The following is a 24768-nucleotide window of genomic DNA, read 5'->3' as shown; positions in this document are numbered from 1 at the left end:
TTTGTTATTCAAAATACCACATACCCCTATTGTCTATCGAATGACTTGTTTATTTGGTTTCTTTGAAAAATTGAATTGTCTTTGAGTTTTTGGTTTGATTTTTTGACAATTTGAGATGATAAAATACAATCTTGTTTTTTTTTGTCTTTGGTTGTTTGTTATTTTGAAGGATATTTGGGCTAATCCTATGTTGCAATCGATACAAACTTTAAAAGAAACAAAAAACAAGGACCTATTTATTTCAGTTAAGCAAAGAATCAAAAAAATCACCCTTGATAATGGCTTAAGGGTAATATTGATGCAAAATGGTTCGAATCCCACTGTGGCATTGTATTGGAAAATTCTGGCTGGTTCTTCTGATGAGACCGAATCCAATGCTGGTATCGCTCACATGTTGGAGCACATGTTGTTTAAGGGAACGAAAATAGTGGGAACCATCGATTATGAACGAGAAAAAAAATACTTGGATGTTTTGAATCGCTGGTATCATCGTTTGGATGACTACAAAGCACAACTCAAGCAAAATCAAGTTCATTCAAAAGAAAAGCTGCAAGAATTAGAAAAAAAGATACAAAACTTAGAAAGACGAATTTCTTTGATCGAAAACGAAGTCAAAAAATTCCAAATCTCAGAAGAAGATTCCATTATTTATTCAATACATGGTCAGCGAGGCTATAATGCCTATACAAGCAAAGATGTTACGAATTATCAAATAGAACTTCCTTCTAATAAGATTGAGCTCTGGGCAAAGTTAGAATCAGATCGAGTAAAAAACTCGGTTTTTCGTGAATTCTACACTGAACGTAATGTGGTGGCAGAAGAACGCATGATGCGGGTCGAAAACAACCCCATAAGTTTCACTATGGAAAAGCTCCTGGAAGCCATTTATCAAGGTCATCCTTATGGTTTTCCCACTATTGGAAGGATGGAAAATATCATTACTTTCAAAGTGGAACAAGCTGAAGAATATTATAAAAATTTCTATCGACCAGAAAATACCGTGATTGGCATGGTGGGAAATTTTGATGAAGAAGAAGCAATTCAAATCCTAAAGAAATACTTTGGGGATTGGGAAAATCCCAAAGAACCAATGAAAAGAAGCATTCCTACTTCTATTCTTCATCAAAATCGAAAAGTGGTTCTAAAAATAAATAAAGAAGGTTCTCCCATTCTTCTTTTGGCTTGGTTAAAACCTAATTTTCCTCAAAAAGAAGATTTGGTTTTGGGGATATTGGCAGATGTCTTGGTAGGAAGACCCGACACTCGACTCGAAAAAACAATCATCCAAAAGGAGCAATTAGCTACTCAAATTCAAGTCTATACTTCTTATCCTGGAGAACGCTACGAGAACTTGTTTTTGATGTTTGTTTATCCAAATCTGAGTCTTTTAAAAAATCCACAAGATGAAGAAGAACTCCTCAATCTTTATCAACGTGTGCAGGATGGAATATTAAGGGAGCTTCAAAACATCCAAGAGCATGGTTTGGATGAAAAAGAATTAGAACGAGTCAAACAACTATATTTGACTAACTTTATCAAACAAATGCGATCCAATTCATATTTGGCAGAGATACTTACTTATTCGGAATTGGTTTATGGGGATTACCATCTGATTTTTGATTATTACAATCAGATAGAAAATATCAGCGTCAAAGATGTGCAAGAAGTAATAAGAAATTATCTTTCTTTTGAAAAAATGTCCAGAGCAGTTCTCATTCCAAAAAAATGAAAATGTTAAAAGTTTTTTGTTTCATTTTGTTGTTAGGTGTGCCTATGAAAATTCAGAGTGAAAATTTTCTTTCAAACGAGAATCCTTTGAGCCTTTTGAAAAGAAAAAATAGTATATTAGAAGGATTAACCTTCAAAGAACTTAACTTTACTATTCCCAAAATCAAAGAGAAACGTATTTCTGAACATGAGTTTTTGTATGTTTATCATGATCCTACACTTCCTATTGTGAATTTGAACATTCTCTTCGAAGGAGGCATAGAAAGCCAACCCCATGATGAACCAGCTCTTTTGCCTATCTTGGTTGAAGTTTGGGAAAATGGTGGTGCAAACGGCAAAGGTCCAGAAGAAATTTCTGAAGCTTTAGCAGAGCTCGGGGTTGAGTTTCAGATTTCTTTGCATCAAGAAATAATTCTTGTAGAAATGTACGTGTTGAAAGATAACTTTCAAAAAGCTTTTAGCATTCTAAAAGAGATTCTTTTAAAGCCTGAGTTTTCGGAAGAAAGGCTTCATACTACGAAACTCAAATTTAAAGACAATCTCAAAAGACGAAACGACAAACCCGAGCAAATTGCCAGTAGAAAAATCAAAGAACTCTTTGAACATCCAAGAAAAGTTTTTGAAAGTATTTCTCCAGAAGAAATCGATAAGGTTCAAAAGAGAGATTTGATTCACGCATACCAAAAAATCCTTAAAACTCGAAGAATGCATGTTACGATTGATGGAGATTTAGAAGGAATACCTTATGAAGAAATGATATCATCTTTGAGTGAAGAAATGGGAGAGATCCAAAATCCTTTTGTTCTTCATAAAGAAAATAAACCAAAGCTTGGAAGGCAGGATTTGAAAAATACTATTCTTTTGATTGAAAAAAATGTTCCCCAAGCGGTGATTGTTTTAGGGACAAAAGTGCCATCTTATAACGATCCTAAAAACTTTTCATTAAGATCATCAAATTACATTTTAGGGGGAGGTTCGTTTGTTTCGAAAATGATGAGGGAGATACGGGTGAAAAGAGGATTAGCCTATTATGCATATTCTCATATCAGGTTTTTTCATGAGGAAGGACGATTTACCTCATCAACAGGAACCAATGTGAATCAAGCTCCTGAGTCCCTCAAAATCATGTTGGATTTGATTGAGAATTTTCATCTGTACGTGAGTGATGAAGATGTCGAAATCACCAAAGAAGCTCTGATCAACTCTCATGTTTTTGAGTTCTCAAACCCAACGAGAATTCTTCGCTCAATTGTTTTAGAAAGAATTTATCAAACACCAGAGAATTATCTTGTGTTGTTTCCTTCAAAGATCAGAAGTATTACAAAAAAAGAAATCATTCAGGATTTTCAAAGCTATATAACAGCAAATCAGTTATGGATTGTGGTCGTAGGACCGAGAAGCTTGGAAAAAGAATTAAAAAAATTTAACAGAAAGGTCTTAATTTTTGATCCGGACCAGCCTTTATAGAATGAAATTATCCGTATATCGATATAGAGACTTTGTTTTTGTTGGGAATACAGAAGGGGGACTACATACAACCGTAGCTATTCCAAGATTCAAACTAATGTTTGATACAGGAATTGGTTCACCTCAGCTTACTGATTATAATAAAATCTTGCTTACTCATGGGCATTTGGATCATTCTTCAGGGGTTGCATATTTAGTTTCTCAGCGAAGTTTGCGCAAATTAGAACCTCCTGAGATTTACGTGCCACCCCAGATTTATGAACCATTGGATCAAATCCTCAAGCTTTGGAATGAAATTGAACAATATGAATCCCGATACAAATTAATCAAAATTCAATATGATCAACTCTATCCTTTGCAGGGGAATTATTACTTTCAAGCTATTCCCAGTTATCATCGAATTCCCAGTCATGGATATGTGATTTTCGAGAAAAAACAAAAACTAAAAAAAGAGTTCATTGGACTTCCAGGGCACGAAATTGCCGAACTAAAAAAGACAAATCCAGATATTATAGAAACAAAATGGGAACCTGTGATTACTTTTTCAGGAGATACTAAGATTGAATTTGTATTAAATAACGAGGTTGTGCAAAACTCAAAGATATTATTTTTAGAATGCACGTATATTTGTGAAAAGCGTAATGTCGAGAGAGCTCGAAGATGGGGGCATATCCATCTATTCGAGATTATCGAAAATGCAGAGTATTTTCGTAATGTTGAAAAACTATACCTAATGCACTTTTCTCCAAGATATACCAATCAAGAGATCCTTGATACATTAAAGCGTTTACTTCCTAAATGGCTTTATGAGATAACCACACCCTTTTTGACGAAAAAGAAAACTGAGATAGAGTATTCTGATATTATCATTAACTTATAAAGAGGATATATCTATTGTTAAAAAATTATTGCCAAAGCGTGAAAAATAAATAAAATAGCTTAAAACATGATTGACACTAGCCTGAGTGGGAGTAAAAAATTTACAATTTTTTTGCTTCTTTCTTCATCGGTGATGTTTAGCCATGCAAGAATGTTAGCTAATGATGGTAGCTTGAAAGAGTCAATACAAGTGATTGAGACCGAAAAAAGGGAAAAGAGCTCGATATCTCAAAGTAAAGTCTTACAATGTTGGATAGAAGATAATTTGATTGAGCTAAAGATTGATTCGAATAAAGGGATTTATTTAAGAAATCAAGAGAGTTTTTTAGTGGAACAAATCAAGGATCAACCATCTTTAGAGGATTTACAGTTCTCTTGCAAAGAAAACCTAATTTTTATTACATATAAAAAACCCTTAAGCAATCAGAAATGGACTCTCAAATACGAATATTCAAATCAAAGACTGAAATTCATTGAAGTTCAATCCTTTGATGATTTTCAACTATACATCAATCAAAGTATTGAGATGGCTATGAAGGGAGAAAAAAATAAAATCAAAGATAACCATTTAATACCCATACCTTTTGCTTATCAGTATATCAATGTAGAAAATCTTTCTTCATTGTTAGATGAAAGTGTTGCCAAGACAAAAAGTGAGTCATTCCAAAAAAGATTGCAAATCTTAGAATCTGTGGCGATATTGACTACTCAGTGGATTTTTTATTATATACATGCCGATGAGGTTAACCTCAGAGAATTCGATAATTACAAAGTATGGACAAGTGCCTGGGAGTCAATAGGTTTAGATAACTATGATGCTTTCTTGTTAGAGTATGCGAAAGTTCTTCTAAAAACTCAATCGAACAAAGGAATAGAAGTTTTAAAATTTCTTAAATCAAGATTCCCAAATAACTTAGAAGTTATGATGGTTTTGGGAGATCACTATTGGGAAAAAGGAAGAAAAGATTTAGCCATCGATATCTACAGGGATCTTGTTTTGAAAAAACAAACTATGGAAAATTGGACTTTGGAATACCAAACACAAGAACTTCCAGCCTATATCTACAAAAGATTGAATTATCCCATGCAGTAAGTATGAGTTGGAAAGAAACTTTTCGTATTCATTTAGTGAGGATGGAGAAATTGTTTCAAAAATATCATCCACCTTTTAAAAATGATGTAAAAGTCTACTTGGCTGGTTATTTAGCACGTTATACGGATAATCAATACATCAAACAAATACAACCCTACATAAGAGATTTAGATGAAATCAAACACTTGGTTATGAAGCATCATCATAAGTTAGGACAAAAATCTATATTGGTTTTTTATGCAAAAGTAAATGCGGAATACAAAATGTTCCAATTGACAAAGGAAATGAGTCAATCAAAAAGTCAAACTCCTTTGTTTATTTCTCTTCAAATTAAAGAACCGGCATCTTTATTCTCTCTTGCTTCCACGTATAGCCAAGTCTCAGGAAAGTTGTATCAAGCTTTTATTTATGAAGTCTTATACAAGAGGATTTGGGAGGTTTTGGAGCTTCTTTCAGAATATATGAAAAGTTTGTATTTGGAAAAAAGTGAACCTTTAACGATTAGAATAGAAGAACTAACTGAAGAAGAATTAAAGGATTTCAATCTAAACTTCAAAAAAATATTGAACAATGATATAAAAGTTGAAGATTTTAAAAAATCCATTAATGATGATTTGTTAAATAATTTTTTTCATTTGTCCTAAGTTTTGCTTTTTCATTTTTGTACTTCTTATAAAAAAAATAAAAAAATCAAACAACAGAAGGATCAAAAGGAAATCGTATGCAAGAAACAGGAATTATTGAATTTCCCATCAATGAAATTTACGATCGAGTATTTTATGTCTTGAATTTCATTCCGAAAATTAGTGAATCTCTTTTAGCATTTCAACAAGACATTTCTAAAGGAAAAATCTTAGATAGTTTTCAAGAGCTAATCAAAAGAGCTGACAAAGAGGCTGAATTGCCCCTACTTGAGGTGATTACTAAAAAGTTCAAAAAAGACCGAATAATTTCAGAAATCAAAGGAGAAATACGAAATGATGGGGATTTTAGTTGGTGGATTGATGCTTTAGATGGTTCAAGAAATTTTATCCATAATAACCCTTTATTTTGTATGTCTATAGGTTTAACATTTCGAGATACTCCCGTAGCTGGGATAGTCTATATTCCTACTTTGAAAGAAACCTATCATGCTATTTATGGTGAAGGTGCATATAAGAATAATCTGAGAATTTCTGTTTCTACTACACCTTCGTTAGATATTGCTTTGGTATCTTCAGGTATACCATTTAATCGTAAAGAGATTTTACATCAGTTGGTCTCAGATTTATCAGCCATGATTTCAGCAGGAACAGGTATAAGAAAATCAGGTTCAGCAGTTTTGGATCTTTGTTGGACAGCTGAGGGTAGGATTGATGGCATGTGGGAAAGAAACCTCAAGCCATGGGATACTTGTGCTGGTTATGTGATTTTACGAGAAGCAGGGGGAAAGATCACAGATACTTTGGGCAATCCCTATCATATTCAGTTGGATAATATCGTTGCTTCTAATGGTTTGATACATCAGGATATATTGAATGCTTTAAAAAATATCAAACAGGGAGATTTCAATTAACATTCACCAAGTCAACGAAAGATTCAATTTTCATGGGTTGGTAGAAATAATAGCCTTGAAGATAATCGATATTTAATTCTTTGCAAAGTTCAACTTGTTCTTTATTTTCTATGTGTTCTACGATAACTTTTAGTTGCAAGGAACGAGCTATTTCATTAATACCCTTTAGGATACTTAAAGCTTTTTGGTTTGTATGAATGTTTTTGGTCAAACTTCCATCGATCTTTAAAAATGAAAAATTGAGCTCATATAAGTGTTTTAAAGATGTATAGCCACTTCCAAAATCATCAATTGCAAGTTCCACAAGATTTTTATTGTAATCCATTATGTTTTTTATTAGATTATAATTTTCAAAAAGGGAATTTTCAGTTATTTCAACAACAAATTTAGCATTATTATTTTTTAGGAAATTCTCTACCATTAAAAGTTGATTATGTAAGGTTTCTATTTTTTCTTCTTTTCTGAGGAACTTATTTACAAATAAATAGATTTGATTTTTTAGAGGAAGTTTTAGGTTTGAAATGATTGATAAAACCTTTTCTTCAAGTTTATCGATTAAGCCAAAGTAGATTGCAGATTCTAAAAACGTATTAGGACTATAAATTTTATCACCGACAATTAAGCGAAGCAATATCTCTCCACCAATAATACTAAAATCTCTGCAGCTCAAGATGGGATGAACATAAAGTTGGATAAAACCCTCATTTGAAAGGATTTTTAGAATTAATTCTTTTCCTGAGTTTAGTCGATCTAATTTTTTTTGGATTGTTTCATCAAAGAATTTAATGGAACCTTTTTCACTGGCTTTTGCTTCTAATAAAGCATTCATGCTTTCATCTAAAATTTGTTTATGACTTTTATTATAATCAGAAATCGAGACCCCACCAGATAAAGTAAAATTCAAAACAGTATCACCTAATCGGAAATCATAATTTTCTAATTTTTGTTTTAATTCGTAAGAAATCTTTAACAATTCTTTTGGATTTGTGTTTGGGATGATAATCCCTCCTTTGTTGTTTCCTATTCGTGCCACGATTCCATTGAAGGGGATGATACTCTTCATGTACTCAGCTAATGAAATAAGAAGTATATGACCAACATCTGGTCCATAATAACTGTTGATAAATCTAAAATCATCAATATCGTAAATTATAATTCCGTATCTTTGATTTTCAATCAGACTTTCTTGATGAATTCGTTTTAATTCTTTCATAAAGCCATCATAATTCAATAAGCCAGTTAAATGATCTCTATATATTTGTTCTTTGCATTGATTCTTCAAGGAATGAAAATCAAGTTGTAATTGTTCATAACTATTAGTTAATTCTAACAATAAGTTTTTTAAAATACGTTCTTTGATTTTGAATTTCATATTTCTTCGAAACCAACTAATATGGATGTTTCATTAAAAAATTCGCCTGGATTTCCGAATCGATCAGGTCCGATTTCCCCAAAGCTCAAAAATCCTACAAGTTTATAATCTTTTAAAACATCATAGTAAGTTCTTTGTTCTTCTTGTTCCATCTGTTCATCAGAAAGAACCAAATTTCTCGCAGCACAACTAATATTCAAAATCCATTCAGGATTTCGTTTTTGGTTTGTAATTATACTTTGTAATTCAATCGCTCTTGTGTTTACATCGTTGAGGATATCTTCGCTATCTCCAATAGATAGTTTTATAAGAGAATTTTCTTCGACTAATCCATAAAATTCTAAAGCATCTTCGTTTATCCTTTTTAGTGTTCTGATGGATGTGACATAACCTTTTCTTTTATCTATTAACAAAAAAGGAAATTCCCATAAGAATTTAACTTTTTCTTTATCATCTAAATCTTTGATTTCAATTCCAGTGTCTTTTAAAAGTCTTTGGATAAAGATTTTTGCAGGTTCCTCTTCAATTAGATAAATCAAGTTTTTTTTTGCTTTTGAGATTTGATAGGTTCGACCTATAGATATAAAACCAAAAGAAAGAGTATTATAAGAAATTACGTTTCCTAACTTAATAATTACAAAACCATCGGTTATAATTGCTCCATTGAATGAGATAAAAGTAAATAAATTAACCAAGTTTGATGATGCTACTCCACCATATAACCTTACTTTTGGGTATGAATTCTTCTTAAATATCAAATTTAGCAGATGATTGATTTCTAAATTCGATTCTGTAGAAAAAATCAAGTAAGTCGAATTTGGATCTTCTTTTAGAAAAGAAAGAACTTCGTTTTTAAGGCTTTTTAGATTTTTGTTTTTCAATTTGTTCACAGCAAAGAAATCTACAAAACCTTTTCGCTCAAACTTTATCGCTACACCTCCAAAGTGATCATATTCTAATTGATTATCCTTCATCGCAGCAATAGTAGAAACAGATACACATTTTGAAGGGTATACAACATCTTTTAAAAGTTCTTGGTTCAAGCTATTAGTATAGAAAAAAGAAGGAAAAAAAAAGATATATAAATCTGGTTCAAATTCTTTTTTGATATTTCTGATTTCTTCTATCAAATCTGAAATTTCTTTTTTCAAAAAAGTGGAAACTAACATTGACAAAATTATACGATATTTTGGAAATTAGTCAATTGAAAAAGAGGAATGAAATACCATATGATGTTGTAAATATGATCACCTTTCGTATTGACTTTCACCCATGAGTGAAAAATTTCATTTTTTATGAATATAGTTTTTTTGGTTTTATCTATAATTCTTATAGTATTCCTTTTGATTGGAGGCTTTTTTATCAAAAAAATTTTTCAAAATTCATTATTGGATTTGGAGATAAAACAAAAAGGACTTCTTTATTTTTATCAATATTACCTTTTGTTAATTTTTCAAAAGCAGGAATATAAAGACTATAAACTCATTTTTTTCTTTTGGATTTATTATCTGGCTTTGAATTTGATTACTCCAATATTTTTATCAACCTTTTTATTGAAAAATGACTGGAATGTGTTGATTGCAATATTTACTATATTAGCAAGTTCAAGTATTTACAATCGGGTTTTTCAGAAATAGATTTTTACAAGTCATTGAGTTTTTTTAATTCTTCTAAGGTGATGGTTTTTTCATATAAAGCTTTACCAATGATAGTTCCTACTAAATTGTTAAAAGAAATGTTTTTTAGTCTTATCACATCTTGTACGTCTCGTATCCCACCCGACGAAATTACTTTTAATTTTGTTTTTGGAAGAATACTTTTGATGAGTTCAATGTTTGGTCCTCGTAATGTTCCATCTTTGGAGATATCAGTTAGTATGATTTGTGGGATTTCCCAGGTTTCAATTTGCTTTAAAAAACTAAATAAGTTAATAGAAGAATTTTCCTGCCATCCCGAGACATAAACATTCTCGTTTCGAACATCAACTCCAACAATCAATCTTTCTTTTGGGTATTTAGTGATGATGCTTTCAACGAATTTCGGGGATTTTACTGCTATGGTTCCAAGAATGAGGTAATCCACCCCCATGTCGAAATAATACTTGATGATTTCTTCTGAACGAATGCCACCTCCTATCTCGATCTTTACGTTATCTTTGTGGTTTAGGATTTGATGGATGGTTCTTTGGTTAATTTTCGTATTTCCATCTTTAGCGGCATTGAGATCCACTACATGAATTCTTTGAATACCTCCCTTTTTGAAGTAATCAAGCCATTCCAAGGGATCCGAGGAATACACTTTTATTTGCTCATATTTTCCTTCGTAAAGTCGAACCACTTGATTTTCATAAATATCAATGGCAGGGATGACAAGAAAATCTGACTTCATTGCTTTTTGACTAAATCCACCCAATCTTTTAGAAACTCGAGCCCCATTTTATCGGACTTCTCTGGATGGTATTGACTACCCCATATATTTTCTTTACGAACTGTTGAAGGAAAAACGTCATTTTCGTAGTTCGTCCACGTCAATATAAATTTTTCATCTACATTCTCTGGTCGAAATGAGTGAATAAAATACATATAACTTTCAAAATAGCTTGGAGGTTTGGGTAGAATATTAGTATTTGGCTGAAGTTTGTTCCATCCCATGTGGGGAATCCTTACGGAATTCGAAAAAGAAAATTTTCGTACATTTCCTTTAATTATGTCTAATCCTTTTACAATTTCCAATCCTGATTCTTTGATCACCTCTGTGGAGTCCGAGAACAAAATCTGAAAGCCAATGCAAATCCCCAAAACTGGTTTTCCTGTTTCAATAAAATCCAGAACCACTTTATCCAATTGATTTTCTTTTAAATTATTCATGGCTGTGTGGAAATGACCATCCCCGGGCATTACCAATCCTTTTGCTTGTTGGATGATTTTTTTGTCACTAGAGAATTCAATTTCTGGATAAAATTTTCTTAATGCTTTAATGATGGAATGAATATTCCCCATTTTGTAATTTAAAACTACAATCATTCCAAAATCCCTTTTGTAGAAGCAATCTCTTGGTTATTTCTTTGGATAGCCATTTTAAGGGCTCTTCCCAAAGCTTTGAAAATTGACTCATGAATGTGATGTCGATTTTCGCCATAGTGAACCATCACATGTAAGTTCATCTTGGCATTGCTAGCAAATTTTTCTAAAAATTCTAACGTTAATTCTGAGTCATAAATGCCAAATTTTCCCATGGAACGTAAATCTGGTCCTTGATATTTGAAATAAAACCTACCACTCAAATCTAAAGCTACTGTTGTTAAAACCTCATCCATTGGTAGTGTAAAGTGACCATATCGAGAGATTCCTTTTTTGTCGCCTAATGCATCGTGGAGTGCTCTTCCTAGGACAATGGCAGTATCTTCTACAGAATGATGGCAATCGATTTCAATATCACCTCTCAAAAAGAGATTGATATCCATGCCACTATGTTTGGATAGATGTGATAACATGTGGTCAAAAAAGGGAATTTGTGTGTCTAACTTATAAGAACCGTTCCCGTCTAGATTAAGAATTAATCGAATGTAGGTTTCATTCGTTTTTCTTTCGATTTCTTGCTTTCTCATAATTGATTGTAACTTCGGGAACTAAAGCATGAGGTGTAAGAATAGCATTTTCCAATTCTCTTGTCCTCCAAATTTTACTACGTATCAGTCTTGCACCACGCTTAAAAGTAAAAAAACTCCATGCCCACTCAATAAAAACGATCAATTTATTTCTAAATCCAATTAAATACAGAATGTGAACAAATACCCATATCAACCATGCAAGAAATCCTTTTAAACGAAAATTCCGAACTTCCAGTATTGCATGAAATCTCCCAATGGTTGCCATGATCCCCTTGTCAAAATATACAAAAGACTCCCTAGGCTTTTTCTCTAAATCTCTTATAATGGTTTGCGCCACAAATCTTCCTTGTTGCACGGCAACTGGGGCTATACCTGGTAAAGGCACTCCATCTTTCGTATGAGAAAAATTTGCCATATCCCCGATCACAAAAACATTCGGATAGTTTTTAATGGATAAATCAGGTTCTACTATTACTCTGCCAATTTTGTCTTTCTCAACATGTAGTTTTTGACTCAATGAAGAAGCTTCAATACCTGCAGCCCACAAAATGGTTTTAGCTCGTATAATTTCTTCACCGGCCTTTACGTATCCATCTCCAACTTCTGTAACGTAAGTGTTGGTCCAAATGGTTACTCCTAATTTTTCTAACGTTCTTGCGGCATATTCTGATAACTCAGGAAGAAAGCTTGGCAGAATTCGGTTATTAGCTTCAATTAGTATGATTCTTGTTCTTCCGGGATTGATGTTTCGAAAATCCTTACTCAAAGTATAACGAGTAATTTCTCCCAAGGAACCGGCTAATTCTACTCCCGTAGGACCTCCACCAACTACGATGAAAGTTAAGTATTCTCTTTGTTTTTGTATGTCCTTTTCTCTTTCGGCAAGCTCAAAAGCTAAAAAGATTCTTCTTCGAATTTCTGTTGCTTCTTCTATTGATTTTAAACCCGGAGCAAATTCCTCCCATTCATCTCGTTTAAAGTAGCTGTGAGTAGCGCCACATGCTAAGACTAAATAGTCATAGCTAAACTCTTCAAAATCTGTATAGACTTTTCTACTTTCAAAATCCACATCTACGACATTTCCTAAATAGACTATGATATTGGGATCATGGGAAAAAATGCTTCGAATGGGAACAGCAATATCAGCAGGGTTTAGAGCTCCCGTTGCAACTTGATATAACAAAGGCTGAAACAAATGATGATTTTTTCTATCAATCAAAATAATTTCTAAATCTTTTCGTTTTTTTAATTCATTTGCTGCGTTTAGTCCACCAAATCCAGCACCAACAATCACTACTCTTGTTTTTTTCATAATTCCTATCTTCTGTATTTCTTGGATATAAACAAATACCAAAAAAAAAAGATAGGTCATAATGACAACCAATCCAAAGAAAAAATCTTTTGGATATAAAGAAAAATTAATAGAAACTCTATTCGTAAAAATCAGAGCCTCTTTGGATCAGATATTCAATGATTTGGGGAATTGTTGTATAAGAAATGTTCTTCCAGAAGATGACATACGGAAAGTTAGGAACAATCGTATGACCATCCGAAATTTTTTCATACCATTTTTTTATGAAGTTGGAAATGTGCGTCTTCCAGAACAAGGGAAGTCGTTGATTTTCTAAATAATTCCAAAGATCCTGAGCTATGCCTTTTCCTCTGGATTCTATCGATACCGCAAACTTGGAAAGATAAAATCCAAATTCCATTTGTTCCAAAACAATCAGGCTTTGAAAATTTTCGTCAAAGATTATGTCTGTGATGTTTTTTAAACGATCTGGAAGTAGTCTTTTTTGAAAAGACGTTTCGATAATAGATTTTGCTTTAGTTATAATTTCTTGTGTGATTTCTTGTTTTTTGAAGTGTATGATTTTACTATTTTTTCTTAATAGGGTTCCAGATCCCTTTATGGTAAAAAGTTCTTTCAGAAGCATCAAAGAAGAAGTAATCGATATGTGAATATCAGGAACTTTTTGGTATAAATAGCTAGCTATTGCATAAATACCAATATCATTTTCTGATACCTTATCTGGGACTTCGTATAATTTGAAGTGAAGTTTCTCGTATGAGGTTATTGTTTCGATTAGCAGAGGTTGTATTTGATTGTAAGGTTGATTATTTGGATCATGTATGCTTCCCTTACCTCTAACAAAATGAATTCTTCGAGGAAGTTGATTTTGATGGTTTAAATAAAACTTCAAAAAAGTATTATCATCAAAAAAAACTATGGTTTTTTTTATTTCTTTATTGAGAAAATCTAAGTGGGATGTCAGATAAAAAAAGTCATGTTCTTGAAATTTCGGAAAATAATTTTTGCTTTCATAACCTCCTACATAGATAATAGCAAAAAGTTCTAACTTATCCAAAGTTTCAATAGAAAATAAAAAACTTTCCCAAAGTTCGTTAAGAGTGTCATAGTCAGGTATCAAGATACAAAAATTAGATGAGTTCGTGCTTTTGAAACGCTTTAAGTAAAATTCTACCTCTTCACTTCTTCCTAAACTTTCTAAAATCAATCTTACTGTATTTGAGTATAACATTATCGAGAAAGAAATTCAGGTAAAAACCTTACATCATCAACTTTAAAATCAGGATTGAAAGAGAAAAAAAATAGTTCAACGATAGAGTTTCTTTCCACTTTATAAATTTCAATTTTTGTTGGGTATTGGCTTAAAAAGATTTCTCTTTGATTGTTTTTTTCTATCACTAAGGAGGATTGATAACCGAACAGAATGCGATATTTGTCTTTTTTTGTTTTATCTTTAAATTCTTCGAAAATCAGCATTTTTTTTAGTTCAAGTGCTTCAGTAAAGTGGATGATTAGAGAATGTTGATCATAGGGAAAAAAGAATTTAGAGTAAATCAAAATTTGGTCGTTTTGTTTTTCTATTCGTTGTGGGTCATACACAAAACGAAAAATCACGCCACAAAAAAGAATCAATGGCATATGATTCCAGTCTTGAAGTAATTGTTTTTGTTCGAATTTTTTATAAACATCTCTTCGTTTATCATAGAAGTATAACTTCTGAGATTTTCTGTCACAGAGAAAACGGAAATGGAAATTCTGATCTTTTGATAAATTCCAAAAGTAGTGATGGTTCTTTTTTATGAGTTCGAAGTCATAGTTTTCTTTATGTTTCATTGGAAAATAAAATGAAAACATGCCGTTGTAATAACCATTCATAGGTTCGAGGGTTTGATCGAGCATGTCCAGATATTCTTGAGCTGATTTAGTTTGAGCCATAGATAAGTTGTTCAGAAGAGAAAAGCAGAGAATGATGATTTTTTTTTGCAAATGAATTTTTCTTGTCATAATGTATTTGCTTATAATTATTGTTGGATACCAATCTAAGGAGTTTCCAATGAAGGCAAAAACTTTATTTAAGTTAGTAATTTTAATGATGGCAATCTCTTCAGTATGGGGAGATACCTTCAAAATCAATGTTGGTTTCTGGCCAGGAGAATTAGAGCCAGAATTAGAGAGTCGATTTTTCCTTGATGATTTGATACAACCAGGTGGCTTGGGAAGAATTAATTTACCTTGGGCAAACAAATCAACATATACATTATATCCCTTTGGTTTTCAGTATATCATGCCAGTCAATAAAAACAGATTAGTTTTAACAGCGAATTTGATTGGCTTTTCTCCTGATTACCGGTATAATGGAATCAATTTAGCACCAGCCATTAGCATAGTGGAACTTAAAGATTTTGATATTGATGATCTAGAAGGAGAAGTAGGATTTGAATTTCCTTTACAACAAATTATTTTAACTCCAAAGTTCGGCGTGAGGTATCATGAACAAACATTTCAATATAATGAAATTACAATTGGAAATGCCCTTTCCCTTTCGATAGGAGATAATCAATTTGAAGCATCCGCTTTGGGAACATATTTGGGATTGGATTTTCAAATCAAAGTTGACAATGATATTTCATTGGTAGCGGAATATTTAAATACCGCTTTTCTTCCTGGTTTCAGTGGTGATATGAAGTTCAAAAAAACCATCATTAGTTTGTTCGGTGGCTTTTCTGTAATATCAATTGAAGATCAAACTTCGAATTATGATGTAAAAATTGAAAGGTTCAAACTTGGTCTTAGATATAATGTAAACAAAAATATCGATATTGAATTTGGTTTACGTAATGAGACACAAACCCATTCGTATCCAGCTTACTTTAGTATTCCTATTATCGTAAGTAATGTGGGGACAGGAATATTCTTAAATCCTTTGTTTGAACTTATCACCGATTTAGTTTTCTGGCAGCAAGAACAAGAACAGAAAAAAGGTTTACTATACTTTGCGGTATCATTTCCTTTTGATAGCTAAATTTGTTTTTTTTTGTTGATTAAATATAGTAACGTATTTTGAAAAGCTACACAAGGAGGAGTCGATGTATAGAGTGTTGATAAGTTTATTGTTAATTAGTTTTGGTAGTGGTTTTGCACAGACACCTGTGGGTTTGTGGCGGAATATCGATGACGAAACAGGAAAGCCCAAAGCGGAGATAGAGATTTTTGAAGAAAATGGTGTTCTTTACGGCAGGATAGTGAAGCTTCTCAATCCCAGCGAGCCGAATCCGAAGTGTAAGAAATGTCCGGGGGAGTTTAAAGATAAGCCGATTGAGGGGTTGCGGATTATGTGGGGTTTGAAGAAGACGGGGAATGAGTATACAGGAGGGAAGATATTAGATCCGAATAATGGGAATATCTATAGTTGCAAGATGGAGTTGGTAGAACCCAACAAGTTGAAGGTTCGTGGTTTTTTGGGGGTGTCATTATTAGGTAGGACACAGTATTGGTATAGGATAAAATAGATTGGGAGCTCGGATACTCGAGAAGAGTATCCGAGCGTTTTTGTGTATGAGAGAGACGTTGAGGATAAGGAATTGGGTTTTGATAGTTTTGGTTTTTTCAGGAGCATTATTATCCGACGAACAACGAAAAAAAGAAGAAAAAAACCAACTCAAAAGCTATGATGTAGAAGTTCATTTGTGTGATGGTCGGATTTTGTCTAAAGGAAAAATCGAAATCCAGGTTCCAGATAAGATTTTGATCATTCATGACGTAGATGGATTAGAATTCCAAAAAGAGATTACGTTAGATCAAGTAGAGAGTATGATTTTCTTGTCATGGAAACCAGAGTTCATAGAAGTAAAAAAAGACAAGGGGAAGCTATATAAACTCGCTGTAAGTCAATACATTATTAAGCTTTCTGATGGTTTGGAACTAAAAGTCAAAAGACCTCTTCCTGAGTTTTTAGAAAAGTTTACTTATCGTAATCGATATGGAGCTACTGTGTTATACTCGTTTTGGATGGATTTATATCAAATTGGTGGAAGTTGGTTTACAGGTCTAAGTGGCACCGAAACAGGAGAAAGAACGCAATGCTACAAAGATGTCGTGAAAAAAATTTTCTTTCAAGATAGAAACAAAGATGCCAAAGAAAATAAAAGCAGTAAATTAAAATAAAGTATGAAAAAGAAAAGCTTTTTGATAATTTTCATTTTTCTTTTAGGATTTCCTTTGTATCCTTCCAGTCCTGTAGGAACTTGGATTATGTTTGATCATCAGGGGAATCCGTGGGCAGAAGTGGAAATCTATCTTAAAAATGACCTTTTGCATGGAAGAATTGTCAAACTTTTGAATCCAAAAGAAACGGATTATACTTGTTCGAATTGCCCTGATGAATTCAAAGACAAACCTGTTGAAGGTTTACAATTCATTTGGGGTTTAAAGAAAAAGTCGGAAAAAGAATACGTTAATGGAAAGATTTTAGTGACTCGTATTGGAAGAATTTTTGACTGTGATATTGAGCAAATCGACAACAATAAATTAAAAGTTCGAGGTTATATCGGAACTACCCTCATTGGAAGGACTCAATTTTTTGAACGAAAACGCTAATGTTTTCTTCCCTGCTTGATTGTGTCCTTTTTTTAGAAAGGCACAATCAACTGGTTCGCATCAAAGAAGAAATCGATCCCAATTTAGAAATGGCAATTGTTCACGAAATTTTATTTCTACAAAAAGGACCTGCCATTTTCTATGAAAACATCAAAAATACAAAGTTTCCTGCAATTAGTAATCTTTTCGGAACTTATGAACGAGCAAAGTTGATATTTCGAAATACTTTACCAAAAGTAAAAAAACTCATAGAACTCAGAGCAAAACCTGAAGTAATCCGCTTAAAGCCATTTTCTTATTGGGATGTTCCCTTTACGGTTTTAAATACAATACCAAGAAAAGTCAAACGTCCCAAAGTCATGGAAAACGAAACCCGAATTTCTCAACTTCCCTTGATCAAAAATTGGCAAAAGGATGGAGGAGCTTTTATCACGTTACCAATTGTGTTATCTTATGATGTGCAGAATCCGAGCATCATGAAAACCAACTTGGGGATGTATCGGGTTCAGCTTAATGGAAACCAATACAAGCCTGATTTGGAAATAGGGCTTCATTACCAAATCCATCGTGGGATTGGAGTCCATCATTACGAAGCAATAAAACATAAGAAACCTTTTAAAGTTAGTATTTTTGTGGGAGGTCCTCCTGCCCATACCTTTGCAGCTGTGATGCCTTTGCCTGAAGGTTTACCGGAAGTTGCTTTTGCAGGTGCTTTGGCAGGTCGTCCTTTTCGTTATGCAAGATACAATGACTATTTTATTTCAGCTGATGCAGATTTTTGTATCGTGGGAGAAGTTCAAGATTACTTACTTCCCGAAGGTCCTTTTGGAGATCATTTGGGTTATTATAGTTTGAGGCATCCTTTTCCGGTAGTGAAAGTGGAAAAGGTTTTTCACCGTAATGATGCTATATGGCCCTTTACAGTAGTGGGAAGACCTCCACAAGAAGATACTATTTTTGGAAAAATCATACATGAACTTACAGGAGACATGATACCTGTTTCTTTACCTGGTGTGAGAAAGGTTCATGCCGTTGATGAATCAGGAGTTCACCCATTGCTACTTGCCGTAGGAAGTGAACGGTACTTACCCTATCTACCCAAAGAACGCCAACAACCCATGGAAATCCTTACACAAGCAAATGCCATCTTGGGTTTCAATCAATTGTCTTTAGCAAAGTACTTATGGATTGTAGCAGAAGACAAAGATGTGCCTGATATACACTCGGTTGAGGAGTTTTTTCAGTATGTTTTAGAAAGGATTGATTTTGAAAGAGACTTTCATTTTATCACGAATACCACGATTGATACATTAGATTATACTTCCTCGAAACTCAATATTGGATCGAAAGTAATTTTTGCTGCAACAAACCCTCAAAAGCGAAATCTATCATACAGAGATGATTCAAAATTAAATAAGCTAAATCTAAAAGAATCTGGGATTTTGGATTTGGATTGGGTATCCAAAGGAATTTTAGCCGTCAAGATCAATCCCTACAAAAAAGAAGATGAGGGGATAAAAAAACTGATTAACTACATAGAAAAAAACTACGAAGCCTTTAAGAGAATAGGATTGATTGTTTTGTGTGATGATGTGAAATTTGTTGCTAAAAACTTCTCGAATTTTCTTTGGGTAACTTTTACAAGATCAAACCCAGCAACAGATATTTATGGTCCTTTTTCCTTTATCAAAGATAAGCACTGGGGATGTAAAAATCCTTTGATTATCGATGCACGAAAAAAACCATACCTACCTCCAGAGTTGGAAATTGATAAAAAAACCCTCTTTAAAGTAAAACGTTTTTTCGAAAAAGGAAAAAGTTTAGAAAAATTCGAATTCATAAACTTATTAGAACTCTGAACTTTATGATTTTTAGGAAGATATTTTTTACTTTACATATCAAATTATCTTGATATTTTGATATTTAAATACATGGATACTTTGGAAATTCTAAAAAGTCTTTCGGATGAAACAAGAATTCGAATTTTCTTTGTTTTGCTTTATGAGCCATTATGTGTCAATGATGTGATAGAAATTCTACAAATGGGACAAAGTAGAATCTCAAGGCATTTAAAAATACTTATGGATTCTCAAATTCTGACAGCAGTTCGAAGTGGGGCAAAAATATATTATGGCATATCACCGGAATTTCGACTTCATCCTTTGTATGATGCGATTTTACAAACAAAAGAAAACGGAAAAAACCTCAACCTTTGGAACAAAAACCTTTGGGAATATCTTAAAAAAGATCAGCTTCGAACTTTTGATTTTTTAACAAAACGAAAAAATGAAAGCATTGAATTTTTTGATCAATTTGGTGACCTTTTGGAATCCACTCAAAATGAATACGTGGATTCTCATTTTTATCGAAAAAAGCTCCTAAGCCTTGTACCCAAAGATATTAAAATAGCTATGGAGGCAGGATGTGGAACTGGTTGGGTTTCTGTGGAATTAGTAAAAAAAATCAAAGAAAAGTTGATTTGTGTGGATCAGAGCTCTTTAAGTTTATCCAAAGCGAAAGAAAAATTCCGAGCTCAGAATCTTTTAGGCAAAGTAGAATTCCTTACTTCTGAAATGGAAAAACTTCCTCTTAAAAATGAAAGTGTGGATTTGGTAGTTTATTCCATGGCACTTCATCATACCCCCAATGTCTTAATCGCTCTCAAAGAAGCTCACCGGGTTTTAAAACCCGGTGGAAAAATCCTGATTGCGGATTTAGAGCATCATAACGTTGAAGATATGAGAAAAAAATATGCAGACTTTTGGCTTGGCTTTTATCCTGAAGATTTAAAAAACACGTTATTATCACTTAACTTTCGACAAGTTCAGAGCTACAAAGGCAAAGGAAAAGGAAAACTTACCTGCATTTTTTTCAAAGCAAAAAAATCATAATAAGGAGTACATTATGGGAATACCTTACAAAGTAAAAGACATCAGTTTGGCTGAATGGGGAAGAGAAGAAATCATTTTAGCAGAAAAGGAAATGCCAGGGTTGATGGCACTCCGAGAAAAATATGGCAAAGAAAAACCCTTGAAGGGTGCAAGGATTGCTGGTTCACTCCACATGACTATACAAACTGCAGTTTTGATTGAAACTTTGTTGGAATTAGGAGCTGAGGTTCGTTGGTCAAGCTGCAATATCTTTAGCACTCAGGATCATGCAGCAGCGGCAATGGCAGCAAGAGGAGTTCCCGTGTTTGCATGGAAAGGGATGACAGAAGAAGAATACTGGTGGGCAATCGAACAAACCCTTCATTTTGATGGAAAAGGTCCAAATCTACTTTTGGATGATGGTGGGGATTTGACCTACTACGTTCACGAAAAACATCCAGAGTTGCTCCCTGAAATTCGTGGTGTTTCAGAAGAAACAACGACAGGAGTAAAGCAACTCTATCGAATGCTAAGGGAAGGGAGATTGAAAATCCCAGCTATTAATGTGAACGATTCTGTAACAAAAAGTAAGTTTGATAATATATATGGATGTCGTGAATCTTTAGTAGATGGTATTCGTAGAGCCACAGACATCATGTTAGCTGGAAAGATTGCTGTGGTTTGTGGTTATGGTGATGTGGGAAAAGGTTCTGCCCAGTCCTTACGAAATAACCATTGTCGAGTGGTTGTGACAGAAATTGATCCCATATGTGCATTGCAAGCAGCGATGGAGGGTTATACTGTGGATGTTCTTGAGAACTGGGTGGATAAAGCGGATATTTTTGTTACAGCTACAGGTAATCGGGATGTGATTCGGATTGAGCATATGGAAAAAATGAAGGACGGTGCTATCGTTGCCAACATTGGACACTTTGATGTAGAAATTCAAGTCAAGAAACTCAAGGAATATCCTGGAATCAAACGAACTACCATCAAACCACAAGTGGATAAGTATACGTTCCCAGATGGTCATAGCATTATTCTTTTGGCGGAGGGTCGATTAGTGAATTTAGCCAACGCAACGGGACATCCCAGTTTTGTTATGTCAACAAGTTTCACCAATCAAGTGTTGGCACAAATAGAACTCTACACAAAAAAATACGAAGTGGGGGTTTATCTTCTACCAAAGCATTTGGACGAGATGGTGGCAAGACTACACTTAGAAAAAATCGGAGCAAGATTAACAAGACTAACTCCAGAACAAGCCGAATACATTGGAGTTCCGATTGACGGACCTTACAAACATGACCACTATCGATACTAAATCCAAGTTCCAAGAACTTAAAGAACTCCTAAAAAAAAGAATCTTAGTTTTGGATGGGGCAATGGGAACCATGATACAAGCTCTTCGTTTGGATGAAAAAGATTTTCGTGGGAGTCGCTTCCGAAATCATGAGGTTCCCTTACAAGGAAATTATGATTTACTCTCACTTACTCAGCCCCATCTGATCCAAAACATTCATGAAGAATACCTCAAAGCAGGAGCAGACATCATTGAAACCAACACTTTCAATGCAAATTTAATCTCTCAAGAAAAATATCAACTAACGGATTTTGTATATGAAATAAACTACCAGTCAGCAAAAATAGCCAGAGAAGTCGCAGATCGCTATTCAACTTCAAAAAAAAACGATATGTAGCTGGGGTTCTTGGTCCAACAGAAGTTGGTCTTTCTCAATTCAATGACATTTCATTTCAAAAAGTAGTAGCATCTTTTTACGAGCAAATCAGAGCTCTAGTGGATGGGGGCGTGGATGTTCTTTTGTTGGAAACTGTTTATGATACATTGAATGCAAAAGCAGCTATCTATGCTTTGATGGAATTTTTTTCGAAGAATCCCAAAGATATCCCACTGATGGTGAGTGCTACGATTTCTTCTTCCCAAACATTGTTATCAAAACAAGATGTGTTTTCTTTTTTTGTGTCCATTCGGCATGCACCTAATTTGCTTGCGTTGGGTTTGAATTGTTCGTTGGGTCCTCCTTTTTTGGGTTCTTTTCTTGATGGCTTGAGTACTTTTGTTGATGTATATACAATTTTTTATCCTAGTGCAGGTCTTCCTGATTCGAAAGGAAATTATCCTTACACTCCAGAACTCATGGCAGAGCTTGTAAAAGAATATGCGAAACGAAAATGGCTCAATATCGTTGGAGGATGCTGTGGAACAACACCTAAACACATTCAATACATTGCAGAAGTAGTTGCTCGTTATCAACCCCGCAAGCCAAAAGAAAATAACACTCTACAACTTTCAGGTTTGAAGAAATTAGAGATACACTCAAACTCTAATCTCGTTTTTATTTGTGATATTTCTGAGTTGATTTTGAAGATAATTTCTTTTTCAGAAAATAGACAATTTTCTGAAATTTTTGATGAGGTATATCAAGAACTTCCCAGAGAAGCCAAGATTTTGTTTATCAACATAGATGCCTTAAAGTTTAATTATCAAGAAGACTTTAAGAGTTTTTTCAAAACCCTTTCTCAACACACAAAATTAGGAGTATTTCCTCTCATGTTGAGTTCATCTCGATGGCATGATTTAGAACATGCCTTAGAAAACCTACAAGGAAAGAGTATTGTTGATGGAGCTTCCATCGAAGAGGAAATTTCTGAAATAAGAAAGAAAATTGAATTTTTACGAAAATATGGGGTGGCAGTTTCTTTGAAAGTTCAAACGTCAAAAGAAAATCTGCAAAAAAAAGCAAAAACACTTCAAAAACTATATGAAATCCTAACAAAAGAGATCAAAGTTCCACCAAAAGAAATTCTATTTGAGTTTTCTTTATCAGAGGATCTTCTTTTTGATAATACTCTTAGTGCTATCAAGTTCATCAAAACTAAATTTCGTTATTCGAGTATTATCATAAGGTTTGTGTCTTCTTTCCAAGAAAAGAAATTAAAACTTAATATCTTACAGAATGCAGGGGCGAATTTGATTCTTATGAAACCTGAACATTTTGAATTCAGAGAATCATAAATCTTTTTTTCGAATGGCATCTAAGGGGATACGATAATCGTTTGCCGCATTCCACATAATCCAACCGAAGCCATGATGTTTTTCAATTGTTTGGATTTGTCTAATGATGTAGGTTTCGTTATATTCTGTGACACGCCATCTAAAGGCTTGTATCCAAGGTCGGATTTTTACATAATTTGGCACTAACTCATGAAAATACTTCATTCCTTTTTCGTAAAAATACTCAGGATAATCTGCAGGATTGGGAATACCTTCAAACCCACGATTAAAATGAGAAGGATATAGCATTGGTGATATATAATCAATAAATATACTGATTTCTGGAATATTTTGTCCCGTAGCTTCGATGTCTTGTTTTACCTGCCATCCTGTTATACCAAATACATCTAAGCTAAGTTTTGTTTTCGTAGGGTACTTTAACCACCACGCTTGAAAAAGAAATTCCTTTAGGATTTTAGTTTTATCTTCGGGTTTTTGGACTCGTTCATAGACAACACCACTCAAATCTCCTTCAGCTGGATAACGAACATAATCGAATTGTATTTCGTCCACACCAAAGCTCAATAATTCTTTAAAAATTCTTAGATTGTATTCTTGAACTTCTTTTTTGGCTGGATCTACCCAAACAGGTTGTCCTTTGAATTCAATCGTTTTGGAAGCTGTATTTCGGTTATAAATGGCTAAATCTTTGCGATGTTTGATTAAATTCATGTCTTGGAATAATGCCTGCCTTACAATCACATAAAAATTCTTTTGATGTAGGTAATAAACCAACTTGTTAAAATCCATGATGGTTGGAGGGTGAGTTTGGTATTTTCTTACTTGAGGATCTGAACTTTCATAGCTCAATATCCCAACAATGTCTTTTGCGTCAATCACAAGGGAGTTGATGGGAGTGTTCTGGAGTTTTGGAAGTAATTCCATGATTTGATCTAACGAAGCCAGATCCCATCGGACATAGATAGCATAGGCTGGTTTGTTCCAATCCAAAGGTGTATTGAAAAAACCCTTCGGGTAAAACTCAGGAATTTGAAGTTGAGTATCAGTTGAACAAATTGAATTTTGATTTTTGATTTTGTTATCTTGTATGAATCTTTTCTTGTATTCCTCATAAGAAAATATTAAAGAATATTTATAAGTTTTTTTTATGATTTCGTTAATGGGTTCATCTTTTTCGCAAATGTAGATATTTGACGTTTTTTTATTCTCATGGGTTTCCGTTTTTGCCAAAAAAAACTCAAAATTATTG

Annotated in this window: 23 protein-coding genes and 1 pseudogene; 15 read left to right on the top strand and 9 right to left on the bottom strand. The window is 33.5% G+C overall.

Features of this window, described 5'->3' with window-relative positions:
* Window positions 1-187: 187 nt before the first annotated feature.
* The 6 genes from NZ853_06430 to NZ853_06405 all read left to right on the top strand — a co-directional run bounded on the left by NZ853_06430 (window position 188) and on the right by NZ853_06405 (window position 6722).
* A complete protein-coding gene (locus tag NZ853_06430; protein MCS7205316.1) occupies window positions 188-1729 on the top strand; it encodes an insulinase family protein in 1542 nt (513 codons plus the stop codon).
* Window positions 1730-1773: 44 nt separating this feature from the next.
* The gene (locus NZ853_06425; protein MCS7205315.1) at window positions 1774-3195 is read left to right on the top strand and encodes an insulinase family protein; all 1422 of its coding nucleotides are present in this window, start codon (window positions 1774-1776) and stop codon (window positions 3193-3195) included.
* 1 nt (window position 3196) lies between these two features.
* A complete protein-coding gene (locus NZ853_06420; GenBank protein ID MCS7205314.1) occupies window positions 3197-4075 on the top strand; it encodes an MBL fold metallo-hydrolase in 879 nt (292 codons plus the stop codon).
* Window positions 4076-4141: 66 nt separating this feature from the next.
* On the top strand, window positions 4142-5167 hold the full coding sequence (locus tag NZ853_06415) for a hypothetical protein (GenBank protein MCS7205313.1): 1026 nt from the start codon (window positions 4142-4144) through the stop codon (window positions 5165-5167).
* 2 nt (window positions 5168-5169) lie between these two features.
* Window positions 5170-5811 carry a hypothetical protein gene (locus tag NZ853_06410; GenBank protein ID MCS7205312.1) on the top strand — a complete coding sequence of 214 codons (642 nt, stop codon included), beginning with the start codon at window positions 5170-5172 and terminating at the stop codon, window positions 5809-5811.
* Between the two features lie 77 nt (window positions 5812-5888).
* Window positions 5889-6722, top strand: a complete 834-nt coding sequence (locus NZ853_06405) for an inositol monophosphatase (protein ID MCS7205311.1) — start codon at window positions 5889-5891, stop codon at window positions 6720-6722.
* Here NZ853_06405 and NZ853_06400 read toward each other — a convergent pair.
* The 8 genes from NZ853_06400 to NZ853_06365 form a co-directional block, all read right to left on the bottom strand.
* A complete protein-coding gene (locus tag NZ853_06400) occupies window positions 6715-8094 on the bottom strand; it encodes a GGDEF and EAL domain-containing protein (protein MCS7205310.1) in 1380 nt (459 codons plus the stop codon). The two genes, NZ853_06405 and NZ853_06400, sit on opposite strands and share 8 nt — an antisense overlap.
* Window positions 8091-9263 carry an FIST C-terminal domain-containing protein gene (locus NZ853_06395; GenBank protein ID MCS7205309.1) on the bottom strand — a complete coding sequence of 391 codons (1173 nt, stop codon included), beginning with the start codon at window positions 9261-9263 and terminating at the stop codon, window positions 8091-8093. Before NZ853_06395 ends, NZ853_06400 begins: the two co-directional genes overlap by 4 nt.
* A 472-nt stretch (window positions 9264-9735) precedes the next feature.
* Window positions 9736-10482 carry a 1-(5-phosphoribosyl)-5-[(5-phosphoribosylamino)methylideneamino]imidazole-4-carboxamide isomerase gene (gene hisA, locus NZ853_06390; protein ID MCS7205308.1) on the bottom strand — a complete coding sequence of 249 codons (747 nt, stop codon included), beginning with the start codon at window positions 10480-10482 and terminating at the stop codon, window positions 9736-9738.
* Entirely contained in the window at window positions 10479-11117 is a 639-nt protein-coding gene (hisH, locus tag NZ853_06385) for an imidazole glycerol phosphate synthase subunit HisH (protein ID MCS7205307.1), read from the bottom strand. Before hisH ends, hisA begins: the two co-directional genes overlap by 4 nt.
* Window positions 11114-11701 (bottom strand): imidazoleglycerol-phosphate dehydratase HisB, encoded by a 588-nt coding sequence (gene hisB, locus NZ853_06380; GenBank protein MCS7205306.1) that lies wholly within the window; start codon window positions 11699-11701, stop codon window positions 11114-11116. The genes hisH and hisB overlap by 4 nt, the downstream gene beginning before the upstream one ends.
* On the bottom strand, window positions 11667-13076 hold the full coding sequence (locus tag NZ853_06375) for an NAD(P)/FAD-dependent oxidoreductase (GenBank protein MCS7205305.1): 1410 nt from the start codon (window positions 13074-13076) through the stop codon (window positions 11667-11669). The genes hisB and NZ853_06375 overlap by 35 nt, the downstream gene beginning before the upstream one ends.
* Before the next feature lie 58 nt (window positions 13077-13134).
* The gene (locus NZ853_06370; protein MCS7205304.1) at window positions 13135-14247 is read right to left on the bottom strand and encodes a hypothetical protein; all 1113 of its coding nucleotides are present in this window, start codon (window positions 14245-14247) and stop codon (window positions 13135-13137) included.
* Window positions 14247-15020: a hypothetical protein gene (locus tag NZ853_06365; GenBank protein ID MCS7205303.1), complete on the bottom strand. Its 774-nt coding sequence runs from the start codon at window positions 15018-15020 to the stop codon at window positions 14247-14249. Before NZ853_06365 ends, NZ853_06370 begins: the two co-directional genes overlap by 1 nt.
* Window positions 15021-15069: 49 nt before the next feature.
* Between NZ853_06365 and NZ853_06360 the strand changes: the two genes are divergently transcribed.
* From NZ853_06360 to NZ853_06320, 9 genes and pseudogenes are all read left to right on the top strand, one after another.
* Window positions 15070-16038 (top strand): hypothetical protein, encoded by a 969-nt coding sequence (locus NZ853_06360; protein MCS7205302.1) that lies wholly within the window; start codon window positions 15070-15072, stop codon window positions 16036-16038.
* Between the two features lie 64 nt (window positions 16039-16102).
* Window positions 16103-16525, top strand: coding sequence for a DUF2147 domain-containing protein (locus tag NZ853_06355; GenBank protein MCS7205301.1), 423 nt, complete (start codon window positions 16103-16105; stop codon window positions 16523-16525).
* A gap of 58 nt (window positions 16526-16583) precedes the next feature.
* Window positions 16584-17180, top strand: a complete 597-nt coding sequence (locus NZ853_06350; protein MCS7205300.1) for a hypothetical protein — start codon at window positions 16584-16586, stop codon at window positions 17178-17180.
* Between the two features lie 3 nt (window positions 17181-17183).
* Window positions 17184-17612 carry a DUF2147 domain-containing protein gene (locus NZ853_06345; protein ID MCS7205299.1) on the top strand — a complete coding sequence of 143 codons (429 nt, stop codon included), beginning with the start codon at window positions 17184-17186 and terminating at the stop codon, window positions 17610-17612.
* Entirely contained in the window at window positions 17612-19471 is a 1860-nt protein-coding gene (locus NZ853_06340) for a UbiD family decarboxylase (protein MCS7205298.1), read from the top strand. The genes NZ853_06345 and NZ853_06340 overlap by 1 nt, the downstream gene beginning before the upstream one ends.
* 72 nt (window positions 19472-19543) lie before the next feature.
* Window positions 19544-20503 carry a metalloregulator ArsR/SmtB family transcription factor gene (locus NZ853_06335; protein MCS7205297.1) on the top strand — a complete coding sequence of 320 codons (960 nt, stop codon included), beginning with the start codon at window positions 19544-19546 and terminating at the stop codon, window positions 20501-20503.
* Between the two features lie 13 nt (window positions 20504-20516).
* Window positions 20517-21806: an adenosylhomocysteinase gene (gene ahcY / locus NZ853_06330; GenBank protein ID MCS7205296.1), complete on the top strand. Its 1290-nt coding sequence runs from the start codon at window positions 20517-20519 to the stop codon at window positions 21804-21806.
* Entirely contained in the window at window positions 21769-22182 is a 414-nt protein-coding gene (locus tag NZ853_06325) for a homocysteine S-methyltransferase family protein (GenBank protein ID MCS7205295.1), read from the top strand. Before ahcY ends, NZ853_06325 begins: the two co-directional genes overlap by 38 nt.
* 38 nt (window positions 22183-22220) lie before the next feature.
* A pseudogene (locus NZ853_06320) lies at window positions 22221-23519 on the top strand (homocysteine S-methyltransferase family protein).
* On the opposite strand, the gene NZ853_06315 reads toward NZ853_06320, so the two are convergent.
* On the bottom strand, window positions 23514-24749 hold the full coding sequence (locus tag NZ853_06315; protein ID MCS7205294.1) for a putative glycoside hydrolase: 1236 nt from the start codon (window positions 24747-24749) through the stop codon (window positions 23514-23516). The pseudogene NZ853_06320 and the gene NZ853_06315 overlap by 6 nt on opposite strands.
* Between the last annotated feature and the right edge of the window lie 19 nt (window positions 24750-24768).

Source organism: Leptospiraceae bacterium (assembly GCA_025059995.1).
In the GTDB taxonomy this organism is placed as follows: domain Bacteria; phylum Spirochaetota; class Leptospiria; order Leptospirales; family Leptonemataceae; genus SKYB61.
Note: the sequence above shows the minus strand (reverse complement) of the source record. Positions and strands in the feature narration are given on the sequence as shown.